This window comes from Rheinheimera sp. MM224 (genome assembly GCF_947090785.1).
GTDB lineage: Bacteria > Pseudomonadota > Gammaproteobacteria > Enterobacterales > Alteromonadaceae > Pararheinheimera.
In genome coordinates this window covers 2,205,240-2,220,187 of sequence record NZ_OX352320.1, presented here as the reverse complement: position 1 = coordinate 2,220,187, position 14,948 = coordinate 2,205,240, and the positions used below count along the sequence as shown (strand labels likewise).

General features: G+C 46.7%; 11 protein-coding genes and 2 pseudogenes. 4 read left to right on the top strand and 9 right to left on the bottom strand.

Features of this window, described 5'->3' with window-relative positions:
- Nucleotides 1–3: 3 nt before the first annotated feature.
- Together OM978_RS21510 and OM978_RS21505 are read right to left on the bottom strand one after the other, a co-directional pair.
- A pseudogene (locus tag OM978_RS21510) lies at nucleotides 4–567 on the bottom strand (substrate binding domain-containing protein); the annotation flags it as partial.
- A gap of 201 nt (nucleotides 568–768) precedes the next feature.
- Nucleotides 769–897, bottom strand: a pseudogene (locus OM978_RS21505) (helix-turn-helix domain-containing protein); the annotation flags it as partial.
- Between the two features lie 120 nt (nucleotides 898–1,017).
- On the opposite strand from OM978_RS21505, the gene OM978_RS10470 reads away from it, so the two are divergent.
- From OM978_RS10470 to OM978_RS10460, 3 genes are all read left to right on the top strand, one after another.
- Nucleotides 1,018–1,665 carry a DsbA family protein gene (locus tag OM978_RS10470; RefSeq protein ID WP_264346831.1) on the top strand — a complete coding sequence of 216 codons (648 nt, stop codon included), beginning with the start codon at nucleotides 1,018–1,020 and terminating at the stop codon, nucleotides 1,663–1,665.
- Nucleotides 1,666–1,726: 61 nt separating this feature from the next.
- Nucleotides 1,727–2,611: an MBL fold metallo-hydrolase gene (locus OM978_RS10465; protein WP_264346830.1), complete on the top strand. Its 885-nt coding sequence runs from the start codon at nucleotides 1,727–1,729 to the stop codon at nucleotides 2,609–2,611.
- Between the two features lie 64 nt (nucleotides 2,612–2,675).
- Nucleotides 2,676–3,221, top strand: coding sequence for a nuclear transport factor 2 family protein (locus tag OM978_RS10460; protein WP_264346829.1), 546 nt, complete (start codon nucleotides 2,676–2,678; stop codon nucleotides 3,219–3,221).
- A 45-nt stretch (nucleotides 3,222–3,266) separates the two neighbouring features.
- On the opposite strand, the gene OM978_RS10455 is transcribed toward OM978_RS10460, so the two are convergent.
- On the bottom strand, nucleotides 3,267–4,958 hold the full coding sequence (locus tag OM978_RS10455; protein WP_264346828.1) for a GMC oxidoreductase: 1,692 nt from the start codon (nucleotides 4,956–4,958) through the stop codon (nucleotides 3,267–3,269).
- 250 nt (nucleotides 4,959–5,208) lie between these two features.
- Between OM978_RS10455 and OM978_RS10450 the strand changes: the two genes are divergently transcribed.
- Nucleotides 5,209–6,126, top strand: coding sequence for a family 43 glycosylhydrolase (locus tag OM978_RS10450; RefSeq protein WP_264346827.1), 918 nt, complete (start codon nucleotides 5,209–5,211; stop codon nucleotides 6,124–6,126).
- A gap of 51 nt (nucleotides 6,127–6,177) precedes the next feature.
- Here OM978_RS10450 and OM978_RS10445 read toward each other — a convergent pair whose 3' ends face one another.
- From OM978_RS10445 to manD, 6 genes are all read right to left on the bottom strand, one after another.
- Complete coding sequence (locus OM978_RS10445; RefSeq protein WP_264346826.1) at nucleotides 6,178–8,874, bottom strand: TonB-dependent receptor; 2,697 nt, start codon at nucleotides 8,872–8,874, stop codon at nucleotides 6,178–6,180.
- A gap of 371 nt (nucleotides 8,875–9,245) precedes the next feature.
- Nucleotides 9,246–10,469: a sugar MFS transporter gene (locus OM978_RS10440; RefSeq protein WP_264346825.1), complete on the bottom strand. Its 1,224-nt coding sequence runs from the start codon at nucleotides 10,467–10,469 to the stop codon at nucleotides 9,246–9,248.
- Between the two features lie 12 nt (nucleotides 10,470–10,481).
- On the bottom strand, nucleotides 10,482–11,681 hold the full coding sequence (locus tag OM978_RS10435; protein ID WP_264346824.1) for an AGE family epimerase/isomerase: 1,200 nt from the start codon (nucleotides 11,679–11,681) through the stop codon (nucleotides 10,482–10,484).
- A 10-nt stretch (nucleotides 11,682–11,691) separates the two neighbouring features.
- Complete coding sequence (locus tag OM978_RS10430; RefSeq protein ID WP_264346823.1) at nucleotides 11,692–12,678, bottom strand: carbohydrate kinase family protein; 987 nt, start codon at nucleotides 12,676–12,678, stop codon at nucleotides 11,692–11,694.
- Nucleotides 12,675–13,655, bottom strand: a complete 981-nt coding sequence (locus tag OM978_RS10425; protein WP_264346822.1) for a sugar kinase — start codon at nucleotides 13,653–13,655, stop codon at nucleotides 12,675–12,677. The genes OM978_RS10430 and OM978_RS10425 overlap by 4 nt, the downstream gene beginning before the upstream one ends.
- Nucleotides 13,656–13,710: 55 nt before the next feature.
- Nucleotides 13,711–14,919, bottom strand: coding sequence for a D-mannonate dehydratase ManD (gene manD / locus OM978_RS10420; protein ID WP_264346821.1), 1,209 nt, complete (start codon nucleotides 14,917–14,919; stop codon nucleotides 13,711–13,713).
- Nucleotides 14,920–14,948 lie beyond the last annotated feature (29 nt).

Here is a 14,948-nt window from a genome sequence, read left to right as displayed (position 1 = left end):
GCGTCAGGTTTCTGTCTTTTCAAAATAGGGAACCAGTCGATCGATGAAGGTACGAAGCGCCAGCGACTGGTGTTTTCTGGAACGGTAGACCGCATAAATACCTAACGAAACTGGTTCATAGTTTGGTAATACCTGAACCAATTTTTTATCGTTAATCAATGCCTGCACCGCATGCCGGGGCTGCAAAGAAATACCACGGTTTTTTAGTACAGAATTCAGTAACAACGACGATTCATTTGCACTGTAATTGCCTGATACTGTTGCAACAACAGGCTGTTCGTCTTTGATGAAATGCCATAAACTTTTACCAAAATTGGAATACATTAAACAGTTATGAGAGGCCAAATCATCAGGGTAAACCGGATAACCACAACGCTTTAAATAGCCCTCTGTCGCACATAATACAGAACGACAAACCCCAAGCGGACGCGCAATCAGATTTGGGTCCAGTTCATTGGTAATACGGATTGCTAAATCGATTCGGTCTTCCACCAGATGAGTTACCTGATTACTGACATGCACATCAATACGTACCTTGGGATAATCATCCAAAAAGGCATCCACCACCGCAGGCAATAAATCTTCAGCAACAAATTGCGAACAGGAAATGCGAATAGTACCTTCAGGCACCGCCACCATATTTTGTTCTAAGGGCGTTGCGACCTCTTTGGCTACATCCAACAAAGAGCGGCAATGACTGAAGGCTTTTTCACCCGCAGCGGTCAAGGTTAGTTTTCGGGTAGAGCGGTGCACTAACTGAGCGCTGGCCCACTGCTCCATTTCCGCCAGATAACGGGTCACCATAGAACGTGACATATCCAAAGCCTGAGCCGCTCCGACTAGACTGCCCTGCTCCACAATGCATACAAAGACTTCAGCCGCTTTAATCCTGTCCATGCCTTTCACTATATGTTCGATTAACGCAACTAACTATTGCCATTTCTAGGGTTTATTGCAAGGTATTTGCAACATACACTTGCAGCCACTAATACATCTGTTGCTTCGCAGGAAAACAAAATGACCACTCTACATTTCATCATGGACCCGCAATGCGGCTGGTGTTATGCCGCAGTACCGCTGATTGATGCACTGACTGAATTAGCAGAGGTACAGATTAAAACTCATGGCGGTGGTTTGTTTTCAGGTGCAAACAAAGGAGCTGTCACTGCCGAATTCCGTCAGCATATGCAGGCTAGCGACAAAAGAATAATGGCGCTGACTGGCCAGCAGTTTAGCGACACATACTACCGCGAAATATTCGCTGATAAGACACGTATTCTCGACTCAGACACACCTATAACAGCTCTGCTGGCAGCCGAATCTTTGGGTATTCAACCTTTGACTATGTTGCACAACATGCAAAAAGCTCAGTTTATTGATGGCCGTTCTTTGTCTGACATCAATAGTCTGAGCAGTATTGCGACAGTACTGGGCGCTGACGCGAAAAGCTTTGTAAACACCTTTGCGTTTTTTAGCGGCGTCAAAACAGACCAACATATAACGCAGAGCCGGCATCTGTTGCGTGTGGTAGGTGGAAATGGCTTTCCTACTTTCGCTGTAGAGCATAAAGACGGAACCTTTACCAGATTGGACCACGGTAGCTTTTACAGCACGCCAAAGCTTTGGTCTGCTTATGTAGAACAGATAGTGAAGGAAATCAGTTAGATTTTTAATGAAAGCGGTTTAATTAACCAGAAGTTCTGCCATCAAATATACAGAGGTGATTATGAAATTTTTATCCAAATTAGTTCAGGCCAGTGCTTTATCAGGCATGGTCGCACTGTCAGCCAATGCAGTCGGTGCCCCCTTAGAAACAACTGTATTTAATCCACAGGACAAAAGTACCTTCCCGGTCAGTTCGGTGCTAATTACCGGCAAAACTGAAGCCATTTTAGTGGATGCCCAGTTTCAGCGAAATGACGCCTTGTCTGTGGTCGAACTGATTAAACAATCAGGCAAAAAACTGACGACTATTTATATCAGCCATGGTGATCCGGATTTTTACTTTGGTTTAGATGTGATCACTGCAGCTTATCCGGATGCCAAAGTACTGGCCTCAGCACAAACGCAAAACTACATCAAAAAATCTATGGATGGCAAAAAAGCCTACTGGGGACCGATACTGAAAGAAAATGCGCCGCAAAAGCTGGTGGTGCCTGATGTGCTTCAAGGTAACACCTTATTGGTTGATGGTGAGCAGGTGAAAGTAGTAGGCCTTGATGGTCATGATCCTAAGCATAGCTTTGTCTGGGTTCCGTCCAGCAAAACTGTACTGGGTGGCGTTGTGGTGTTTGGCAATATGCATGTGTTTTTAGCTGACACACAAACCCCAGAGTCGCGCCAGAACTGGTACAAAACTCTGACTATGATTGAGCAATTAAAGCCAGTGACTGTGATCCCAGGTCACTTGTTGGGTGACAAGCCTCTGACTTTACAGGCTGTAAAGTTTACTCATCAATACATACAGGATTTTGAAGCAGCAGCCGCCACTTCAGCCAATTCTGCGGAATTAGTGGCCACCATGAAAAAGAACTACCCTGCTATTGGCGGCGACAGCATTTTAGGCTTAAGTGCAAAAGTTATTATGGGCGAAATGAAGTGGGGTCAATAAGCTAAGTTATACAACTTCAGTAATACTTTTTGGGCTTTGTCAGCGCATGCTGTCAGCTCAAAAAGTGCTGCTTAAAATTACATTAAAGAGCAACACCATGAGTTCGATACCAACACCGCTCAGCGCTATGCTTGTTTTATTAATACTTCTGCCCTCTGCAGCTTCTGCACAACTTGCCGCTGCGGATCCGATAAAAAAAGCTTTACCTGAAAAGAGCATCATCATGACTAATCTTGATATTGTAAAAAGCACGTATGAAGGCAAAACCTCAGAAGAAAATGGCAGAAATCTGCAGAGATTTATCACAGACGACACCCTTTGGACAGAAGCTGCTGGTTTTCCGTATGCCGGTACCTACCAGGGTTTTACCGAGATTGAAAAACATGTCTTCGCTCGTTTAGGCAGTGAATGGATTAATTACAACTTTAAAGTAGAAGACTACGTGGCAACAGGTGACAAAGTGGTGGCTTACGGCACGTACAGTGGTACGAATAAAGCCAGTGGCAAATTTTTTACCGCCAGAGTGGCTCATCTGTGGCAGCTAAAAGATGGCAAAATAAAAAGCTTTGAGCAGTTTGTCGATAGCAAAACAGTTAAAGATGCCATGTAAATGCCACCCAGATGAAATAGCCCCGTTAAGGGCTATTTCAAGAAACTACAGCTCGCCTTTTTTTAAGGCTTCTACAGCAAAATGGGCCGCCCTTGCTGTTAATGCCATATAAGTCAGCGATGGATTGACACAAGAAGCCGAAGTCATACAGGCGCCATCAGTGACAAACACATTCAGCGCATCCCACACCTGATTATTGCCATTCAGTACTGAAGTTTTTGGGTCTCGCCCCATGCGGGCTGTGCCCATTTCGTGAATGCCCTGCCCCGGATTGTAGCCCCGGTCAAAGCCCTGCACATTCCTAAGGCCAACAGCTTCAAATATCTCCACAGCATCCTGCATCATGTCTTTGCGCATACGGATTTCGTTGTCTTTGAGTTCCACTTCTATCGCCAGTACAGGCAAACCCCATTTGTCTTTCACTTTAGGATCCAGGTAAATTCGGTTGTCATGATGAGGCAACATCTCGCCAAAACCACCCATACCTATGGTCCAGTGCCCGGGTTCCGTCAGCGCTTGTTTTAAATCCAGGCCAATACTCATCTCCGCTATATCACGACGCCAGTCTTGCCGGCTGGCCCTGCCCTGATAACCAAAACCCCGCAGATAATCTCTTTTGTCAGCCCCCCAATTGCGAAATCTGGGCACATAAAACCCGGTTGGACGACGGCCAAAATAATAGCTGTCGAGATAACCTTCCACTTCAGCCACAGCACCTGTGTTCAGATGATGATCCATCACATTACGACCCAAGGCATTACTGCTGCTGCCAAGACCTTCAGGCCAGATATCTGTAGCTGAGTTCATCAAAATCCAGCTGGTATTAAAGGAGGAGGCGTTTAAGAAAATGATTTTGCTGGTGAATTCATAGGTCTGCTGAGTTTCACTGTCCAGCACTTCTACACCACGGGCACGTTTTGTATCTTTGTCGTACAGGACTTGAGTGACAATAGAATAAGGCCGGACTGTTAAATTACCTGTTTTCACAGCGGCAGGCAGCGTAGCCGACTGGGTGCTGAAATAGGCGCCAAAAGGACAACCCAACCAGCATTTGGCTCTGTACTGACAATTCACCCGGTTTTGTTCAGGTTTAGCTTCGGTGATATTAGCGGTACGGCCACAAATCAAATGACGTGAACCGCCAAAGGTCTTTTTAATACGTGCTGCTATGTCTTTTTCTACAATATTAAGCTCCATCGCAGGCAGATAGCGGCCGTCCGGCAACACATCCAAACCGTCTCTGTTACCCGAGATACCAGCAAAACCTTCGACATAGTCATACCAGGGCGCCAGATCGGCGTAACGAATAGGCCAGTCCACCGCTATACCTTCTTTGGCATTGGCTAAAAAATCCTGCTCATTCAGACGATAACTCTGCCTACCCCATAACAAGGATCGCCCGCCCATCTGATAACCGCGATACCAGTCAAAGCGCTTTTTCTCGACATAAGGCGAGTCTTTTTCATTGGCCCACATGCCAAAGGTGCTTTCATTTAACGGGTAATCCCGTTTTAGCACAGGATAATCCTGCTTCATCTGCTCTGTAGGCTTGTCACGGTGTGGGTAATCCCATGCCTCTTTAAAGGCATTGGTGTAGTCCTTGATATGCTCCAGAGGACGACCACGCTCCAGCAATAAAACTTTTAAGCCTTTTTCTGTCAGCTCTTTGGCAGCCCAACCGCCACTGATACCTGAGCCTACAACTATTGCGTCGTAATGGTTTTGAGAAACTGCCATTGTATTTCACCTGCTGAGCTGACTATGCCTTGCATAGTTAATGCATAGTTAATTGAAGTATTGCCTTTTTAAAACGCCAAGGAATCACTGAAGTATAAAACACTGACTACTGAAGATAAAAACTTAACAATTAAGATAACCAGGCATCTGCTACCGAGTCAACAAAAAACAAAAGCCGCATTTTATTTTTATAGAAAATATTATATAAATAGCAACAAAGAATAAATCAGCACAACTATGGAATAATTCAATGAAGATCAAACATTACTTCCCGCTACCATTTATCCTGACTTTTATGCCAGTCAGCGCAGAAAATTATATATCCACACGTTTTAGCGCTGATCCTTCTGTACATTTCTTTAATAATAAATTCTATGTGTACGCCACCAATGATCAGGACAACAGCGGTACTTATTGGGATTCAACAGACTGGCGGCTATTTTCTTCAGCCGACTTAAAAACCTGGCAGGATGACGGCTCGTTTTTAGACATATCCGTCTTTGCATGGGCAGGAAAAACAGCCAAAGCCTGGGCTCCGGGAGCTATTGAACGCAATGGTAAATTTTACTTTTTTGCCCCTGTCGGCGGTAAACAAATTGGTGTCGCCGTCAGTGATAAGCCTTTTACTGGCTTTAAAGACCCGCTAGGTAAAGCTTTAATTGAAACTCCGCGTGACCCCAATGCAGGTGTTGAACCTATAGATCCTATGGCTTTTATTGATAAAGATGGCCAGACCTATTTATATTTTGGCACCCGAATTCCGAAAGTTGTGAAGTTAAAACAAAATATGCAGCAGCTTGATGGTGATATTCAGGACATTATCATTCAGGGCTTTCCTGAAGATGATAAGAAGAAGAAATACGGAGAAGCCCCTTACCTGCATGAACATAACGGTACTTATTATTTTACCTTTTCTACAGGCTGGCCAGGGCAAATTGTTTATGCCACAGGAAACAACCCGCTAGGGCCTTTTACTTACCGTGGAGTTATCTTTGATTACCTGCCTATATCAACCAACCATCAGGCTATTATAGAGAAAGATGGCAAAAGCTACTTCTTTTATCATGATGGCTCATCACAAGGTGGTGGTGATCATAAAAGAGTAATAGGTTTTACTGAACTGCATTATGCAAAAGATGGTTCTATTCTGCCGATAACAATCAAATAATAAAAATAAAAGGGGCAGAGTCTTCACTCTGGCCCCTGTCTTAATATCACATCAGAACTTATACGCCATACCAATCATGTAAGTACGACCACTGGTGGTGGTGTTGTACAGACGGTCATTCGAATCGCTGTATTGCTCTTCGCGTTGGTTAGTCAGGTTGATGGCTTCAATACTCAGTTTTAAGGCGTCACTTACTTTGTAGAAAGCAGAGAAGTCTATGTAGGTTGTTGCATGGAAACCACTTTCGTCATGGTCACGCAAGCCACCTTCAACAGAGTTGATGTAATCGCTGCGATGAGCACCGGCAACACGACCACCCCAGGTATCCGTCTCATAGTAGAACGTCAGGTTATAACTTTGTTTGGATAAACCAGGGAAGCTTTTCACTTGATCCTCGCCTGTGCCCTGTACGTTACGGTACAAAGTGGTGCCGTCTACCCAGGTATAGTTAGCAATCATACCCATTTGATTAAAAGGCTCTGGTAAGAAATCAAAATCACGTTGAAACGCCAGTTCAGCCCCTTTGATAGTGGATGAATCTGAGTTCTGTGGTGAAGTGATATCAAACAGCGAATCCATGGTCGCACCGTTTGGCAACAGACTTGCCGGCAGGCCCATCTCGCTGAACTTTTTAGTTTCCACTTCAGTCACTATAAAGTTTTCAATATCTTTCCAGAACACTGCAGCAGACAGAGAACCTACACCTTCAAAGTACTGTTCCAACGCTAAATCAAAGTTGGTGGACTCAAAAGGTTTCAGATCCGGGTTACCAATAGTGATTTTACCTACTTCGCCCGGCGAACCTGTCATCTGTGCTACGTTTGCAGATACAGAAATAGCATTCAGTGAAGGACGGGTCAGGTTTTTACTGGCACCAAAACGCAATAACAAATCGTCTTCCAGCTCATACACCAGGTTCAACGTTGGTAATACGTCAGAATAATCACGCTCTATAGTGACATTTTGACCTTGTGATACGCCTTTAGAAGTTAAAGAAGTTTTGTAATAACGGGCACCGACGCTACCACGCAGAGTTTTACCTGCAATCATAGAGTCCCAGCTGTACTGGCTGTAAAAGCTGCTGGTTTCTTCTTCCACTGTGTAAGAGTTGGTCTGGATGATTCTGTCTTCACCCAAGGCTAAATCATGAATACCGTAAAACTTCTGCAGTTCATCCACATCAGCCTGTACCCAGGAAATATAAGGGTGACCTGAGTACACATTAGTGACCGCATCAGAAATGGTTTTTACGCCATTATTCAGCGGAGTGGCTTTGGTTTCGACATAACCAGCGTCTTCGCGGTTGTTACCACTGTTGCTGAACTTTTTATAGTTCGCACCAAAGCTAATGATACCTGCGTCGTCCAATGAGTAATCAAAGTCCAGTTTGCCATTATCAAAGTCTGTCGCTATGTAATCTTCACGGAAGTAAATATCTTTGACTGTCCAGCCTGCCATATCTGCCGGGTCAAAGTCATAGGTATGCTGGCCGTAAAAACGATCCACTGTGTAGTCTGTGGTGATGCCACCCTGACGGGTCAGGTTCACTTTATCGACTTTTGGCTGATCATAATCTGAAGAGCTGGTGCCTAACTGGAACTTCATGCCCAGCTTATCGCTGATTTGCCAGTCGGTATTAAAAGTAATTTGATTAAATACAGACTCGTTGTAATCAGAGCGGTTTTCAGTACGGATAGTCGAATTGCTGAACGTTGCTTTGACGACTTCCAAATCGCCATTGTTATCAACATAGTCCAGAGCTTCAATACGGCCTAAGGCTGTACTGCTGGCACCGCCAGTAGAAATGTGATGTTCGTCCAGAGTATTCTCCAGGCGGCCATGCATCAGTTCCAGCGCAAATTTCAGATCATTGCTTGGGCGGTATTGCAGCGCTGTGGTCACACCCAAACGTTCCTGATCATTGTTCCAGACTGAATATCTGTTACCACGGGCAAACCATAACTCACCAGCTTCGGCCTTGGCGGCAGTATCAGCGTCCACAGAGTCGCTGATGCCATTGGTGGCACGCACCTGACGCCAACGGTAAGTGTTAGAACCGTATTCACTGGAGTTTTTCTGACTAAAAGCAACGGAAGCCAAAGCACCGAAATCACCCCAGGTATTAGAAATCATACCTGCTACACGTGGATTGGTTTCTTCAGAATTAGTATTGGTACCTAAATTACCAGCTACCGCGCCCTGAAAACCATCATAGTCAAAAGGCTTGGCTGTACGTAAATTCACTGTACCGCCTATGCCACCCTCTTCCTGATCGGCAGAGTAAGATTTTTTCACGTCGATTTGGTTAAACAATTCGGACGCAAAAATATTAAAGTCAAAAGCACGAGACCGGCCTACTGCACCACGGCTGTCCATAGGTGATGACGACGTCCCCAACGCCTCCATACCATTAACCTGTACGCGAGTAAAATCCGGGCCTAAACCACGTAAGGATATTTGCCGGCCTTCACCACCCTCACGGGTGATTGCCACACCAGGCACACGTTGCAGCGAATCTGCCAGATTTAAATCCGGAAAATCGGCAATGTCTTCTGCCACAATAGAATCCTGAGCAATCATCGCCTCACGTTTTAAATCTTTGGCTTTAATTACTGAGTTGCGAAAACCACGAACTTCGATCACTTCTGTATCAGCTTCCTTTTCCTGCGCTATTGCAGTGCTTTGGAAACCTGCTGTCAGCGAGCTGAGTACAGCCAGCGACAGTGCTGTTTTTTTATAATTTTTCATGTCTACCCCTGTTATTTTTTTTCTAGCAACTTAACTTAGTCAATTAATGACACCGGTGTCAATATGCTGAACATTTTTTCTACTACTTTTCTAATAAACACAAGAACCACACAAAATACAACTTTGTAACTACACTGCAGTCATTAGGTTCAGTGTTGCCTTTAACCTTGTGGCGAAAAACAACATTAGCCATTAAAATCAATTACATAAAATCACATTCATCCGGAAAAATGGCATTTAACCGAACTAGAAACACCTGAACTGCTACCGTTGAAACTTATGCTTACAATAAATAAATGACACCGGTATCAACACCAGCATATATGGCGCTGCGTCGATAATCAGTTGACTGTATCGTCAAATTTACAGCCTTAGCGTGGTTTCGAGCCCACCAGCGCATACCAGGCTATGTAAACATAACAACAGGCTGGCACCAGAAAGCTCCACTGCACGGACGTCAAATCAGCCGCAACGCCCTGCACTAAAGGCAATATGGCACCCCCTACTATGCCCTGACACAAATAGCCTGAAGCCCGGCCTGTATGTTGAGCCAGGCCACGGATAGCCAACGTAAAAATGGTTGGAAACATAATAGAGTTAAAGAAGCCGACAGCCAGAATGGTCCACATGGCAAAGTCTCCGCTGCTATTTACAGCCAGCAGGATCATGGCTATTGCCAGAGCAGAATTCAGTGCCAGCAAGCTGGTCGGTTTAATAAAACGCATCAAACCTGCGCCGACAAAACGGCCGACCATAGCTGCGCCCCAGTAATAAGACACCATAGCGCCCGCCGTGACTTCGGTCATACCGCTGATCCCCAGCTGCATAAACAGGTTGACCAGATAACTACCGACGGCCACTTCAGCACCTACATATAAAAAGATCGCCAGCACGCCAAATTTCAGCTGTGGAAAACGCCCTATGCTAAAGGCTTCCGTCTGTTGTTCTGCAGCAGACTGTTGGATGTCCGGCAATCTCAGTCGGTAAAACACCAAAGCAGTCACGACTAAAGCGCAAGCCAGCAACAGATAAGGCAGTTGCACAGATTTGGCTGAACCTGCCTCCCCTGTTGCGGCCAGAATAAGTACAGCGCCAAATAAAGGCCCTGCTGTATGGCCCACTGAATTCACCGCCTGCGCCAGACTCAAGCGACTTGCGGCGTGCTGTTCATCACCCAGCACGGCAACATAAGGGTTAGCCGACACCTGCAACACGGTGATACCGCTGGCCAATACAAATAACGCGAGTAAAAAGAAGCTGTACAAACCCAGTTCAGCCGCCGGATAAAACAGACAACAGCCACCTGCTATCGTGAGTAACCCGGTCAGAATACCGTTTCTGTAGCCCACTTTTTCCAGCAGCCTGCCAGCAAGCGGCGACACAATAAAATAAGCGCCAAAAAAGCAGAACTGCACCAAAGCCGCCTGCAGGTAACTTAATGAAAAAGCCCCCTTCAGATAAGGCAATAAAATATCGTTCAGTGCTGTAATAAAACCCCAGATAAAAAACAGTGACGTCATAGCCCAAAAGGCAAAACGCGCATTAAATTGGCCTGACACTTCGCCTGTGACTGCAGCTGATGTATGAATTTGCATAAATAACCTCTGTTATGGCATTGCCGCCAGTACATCAAAACAGGCACACAGTGTGTGGTAATCACACTTGGCACCGGCACTGCTTTTTTCGTTGGAGTACTTGCGGTTATCCCGTGTCAGCACACGAAACCAGGCACCGTATTGATGATCGACAAAATGCTGCCAGCTGTACGCCCATAACTGCTCATAGGCCTGCAGATACTTAGGTTCTGCTTTTTGCTGATAGAGCAAAGCAGCAGCGGCAAAACTTTCGGCCTGCACCCAAAAATATTTATCGTCGTCGCACCAGTTGCCATCCGGGTCATAGCCGTAAATCAGGCCACCCTGCTCTGAGTCCCATGCCGTGGCGAAAGCACGATCAAACAGGCTACTGGCCTTTTCAACCAAAGCTGCATCAGGCGAAAAACGGTGGATCAGCAGTAGCAATTTGCTCCACTCGGTCTGATGACCAGGCTGAAAACCCCAGGGGCGATACAAGTTTTTAGGATCAGCTTTGTTGTAATCCCAATCGGGCTGGAACTGAACATCGTAATGCTCCCACACCAGACCGTCGGTCAGTCCGGCCTGCCGTACTGTGACGTTGTGGGCTATTTGTTTGGCTTTGGCGAGGTAACGCTGCTCGCCTGTGGCGTCATAAGCAGCAATCATGGCTTCACATAAATGCATATTGGCGTTCTGCCCCCGATACGAACTCATGACGCCAGCAGCGCTGATTTCATCGGCATAAAGGCCAAACTCTTCCTGCCAGAATCGTTGCTGCAGCAGCTCATAGGTTTCGCTCATTTTCAAAACTCTGTCGGCCACTCCGGCTTTATGCACAGCGGCATAAGCCAACAACACAAAAGCATAACCATAAGCTTGCTGTGTCATATCCAGCGGCTGATGATCCTGTAAAGTCCAGGCGTAAGAGCGGGTCTGAGCCTGCCAGTGCACGGTTTCCAGATACTTCAGGCCATGCAGAGCGTAGTCCATATAACGGGGTTCTTTCAGTACCTGGCTGGCGCGGGCATAGTTGACAATAAGCCGGGTACTGCTGACTAACTGGCGAAAACCCGGGTTAAAAACATCGCCGTTATCCAGATAGTTATGGAAAAACCCGCCTGTCGGATCTATGACCCGCGGATCGTAAAACGCCAGAATGTCGCGACAATGGGATAACAGAAAATCTCTGCTGTAAGGCTTTATCAAAGCCGGAATGACCTGTTGTTGCATTATTAATTCCTTATTCTTCTGTGACCATTGCTGTGACAACTTCAGCCACATCTGCCAGCACAGGCAGAGCAGGAAAAGCACCGGGTCTGGTGACTGCAAAAGCGCCACAACGGGCGGCAAAATTCAGTGTCTGTTGCAGTGCAGTATCGGACTGACAAAAGCTGTCCAAATCTTTGAGCTGACAAAGCTGATACAACAAACCACCACTAAAAGCGTCTCCGCCGCAAGTGGTATCAACCACCTGTACTTGAGGCACAGGCAGGACTCCGCGGGCATAACGGCTGAAGTACTGCAGTGGTTTGTCGTCATGAGTAATCACCACCAGCTGCACTTTATGGCTCAGCAGCTGCTGCACATAAGCCTGAATGTCCATACCGGTGTCGCTTAGCAGATACAGTATTTCGTCCAGGGAGAATTTCAGAATATCGGCTTGTGCGACAAAACGACGTACCAGTCCGGCGTTAGCTTTGCCTTCAGCCCATAAGTTATGGCGTAAATTGACATCAAAGCTCAGCCAAAGCCCATGGCTTCTGGCTTGTTGCATCAGTTCGGCTGTTACTTCAGCAATAGCAGGTTCCACTAGCGTATTACTGCAAAAATGCAGCACTTTGCCATCATCAAATAGCTGCGGGGTTATTTGCGTTTTACTGAATAGCAAATCGGCCGAAGCATCACGGTAAAAGGAAAAACTGCGCTCGCCTATGTCGTCATGCGCAACAAAAGCCAAAGCTGTTTTGGCTGTGGCATGTTGCGCCAGCGCACTGGTGTCAACGCCATAATGCTGTAACGCAGTTTTAAGAAAATCACCAAACAGATCGCGGCCCACCTGACCGACAAAACTGGCGTTGCCGCCTAATTTGGCGACAGCCACAGCCGCATTGGCAGGAGCTCCGCCGGGATATTGGCCAAACTGGGGTAAAGTTAAACCGTCCGATAGCAGGCTTTGGCCGCTGATAAAATCGATCAGTGCTTCACCAAAACAAATCACTTTGTTCATACAGAACTCCCACTCTTCGCATCCTGTGGCCTTAACCCCAGTTGCGTCAGTTGTCGTTGAAGCTGTGGCCAGACAGAGTCCGGCAAAATAGCGCCCTGGTGCTGCACCACCAGACTGGCAGCGGCGTGAGCTATTTGTACTGCTGACTCTGCAATTAAGCCCTGCTGTAAAGCAGCAATCAAAGCGCCGCTAAAAGCATCACCAGCTCCTGTGGCATCCAGCATCTGGTCACTGAACTTCAGGCTGAACTGATGAACAGTGCCTGCCTCAAGCCAAAGCACCAGTTGATCTGCGGTAAGGCAAATCACAGGTACAGGTCCGGAGACAGGGAGCACACTTTGTAATTGGTCCAGCGTTTGGGTCAGGCTGTCGCAACCCCAGATAGCCAGACTATCGTCCAGACTTGGCAGGAAATAATCGCAGTGCAGTAAAGCCGCCTGATAACACAGCAGTTTGTCGTCACGGCCCTGCCACAAAGTCGCACGAAAATTAGTATCAAAATAAACCCGGCCACCACGACTTTGCAGCCGCTGTAAAAATGTCAACCAACGCGACAACACCCCATCGCTCATTAACGACAACGTAATGCCACTCCAGTAGATATCCCTGCAATGGCTTATGGCCTGCAGTAACTGTTCAAACAAAACTTCAGATTGAAAAGCTTGTCGCGCTGCGGATTGCTGGCGCCAATAACTGAAACTACGCTCGCCATTTGCACTGTTACTGATGCAATACAGCCCAGGTTGCTGCGCTTTTAAGGTCAATACTGCGTTGGTTGTTAAACCATGCTGCTGCATGGCCTGACGAATTTCAGTGCTGAAGTTGTCATCGCCCAAAGCTGTGGCATAACAGACGTCCGCACCCAACTGACTGAGCATCACTGCTGTGTTGTAGGTATCACCGGCCACACCAGAGCGGAATAAACCCGCTCCGGCCGGAGCCAGTTCAATCATCACTTCGCCCAGTACAGCCATCATAAACAGCACCGCCGTGACAGGGATAAATTGGAACAGCCAATGCCGCTCATGCTGATTACCAGTTAAACATGGTGCCGTCTTCTAACCGGTTCACCGGCAGATAAGCACGTTGGTACGGGTATTTGGCGGCTTTCGCTTCATCAATATCGACACCATGGCCCGGTGTTTCACCAATTTTCAGATAGCCATTGTCAAAGTGATAGTCATGTGGGAATACCTCGTCGGTTTCCGGTGTATGGCGCATATATTCCTGAATACCAAAGTTTGGCACCCAGGTATCAAAATGCAGCGCAGCCCCCATAGTCACAGGGCTTAAATCGGTCGCGCCATGGAAACCTGTGCGGACATGATACAGCTCGGCCAGATGAGCAATACGACGTAAATGTGTGATACCGCCACCATGTACTATGGTGGTGCGGATATAGTCAATCAGCTGTTCGCTGATCAGTTGCTGGCAGTCATGAATAGAAGAAAACACTTCGCCGACAGCAATAGGAGTGGTTGTATGCTGGCGGAATAAACGGAACCCTTCCTGCAGTTCAGCAGGCACAGCATCTTCCAGCCAGAATAATTTATAGGGTTCTAACGACTTACCCAGTTGCGCTGCTTCAATAGGCGTTAAACGATGATGGGTGTCGTGTAATAAGTGATGATCAAAACCATAAGTGTCACGCAGAGTTTCAAACAACTTAGGCACAGAGTTTAAATACTTGCTGGTCGACCAGAGGTTTTCAGTTGGCAGATTGCCATCTGCTGGTTCGTAATACATTTTATCGCCGGACACACCATAAGTGCTGGCAAGGCCAGGAACACCGGTCTGAGCACGTATCGCTTTGTAGCCCATATCGATATAACGACCTACTTCAGCGACTGTTTCTGCTATATCACGGCCATTGGCATGACCATAGACCATCACACCGTCGCGGCTACGCCCCCCCAACAGCTGATACAACGGCATATTGGCAGCTTTGGCTTTAATATCCCACAACGCCACGTCTATAGCGGCAATAGCTGTCATACCTACAGGGCCACGACGCCAATAAGCGCCACGATAAAAAAACTGCCAGATGTCTTCTATACGACTGGCATCACGGCCAATCAGGCAAGGGATCAGGTGATCCTGTAAATAACTGGCAACAGCCAATTCACGGCCATTGAGGGTTGCATCACCAATGCCATACAGGCCCTGATCTGTAGTAATTTTAATAGTGACAAAGTTCCTGCCCGGGCAGGTGACAATAACTTTTGCATCAATAATTTTCATACATTTCCCTAAAATTAGCTCAGTTTGAC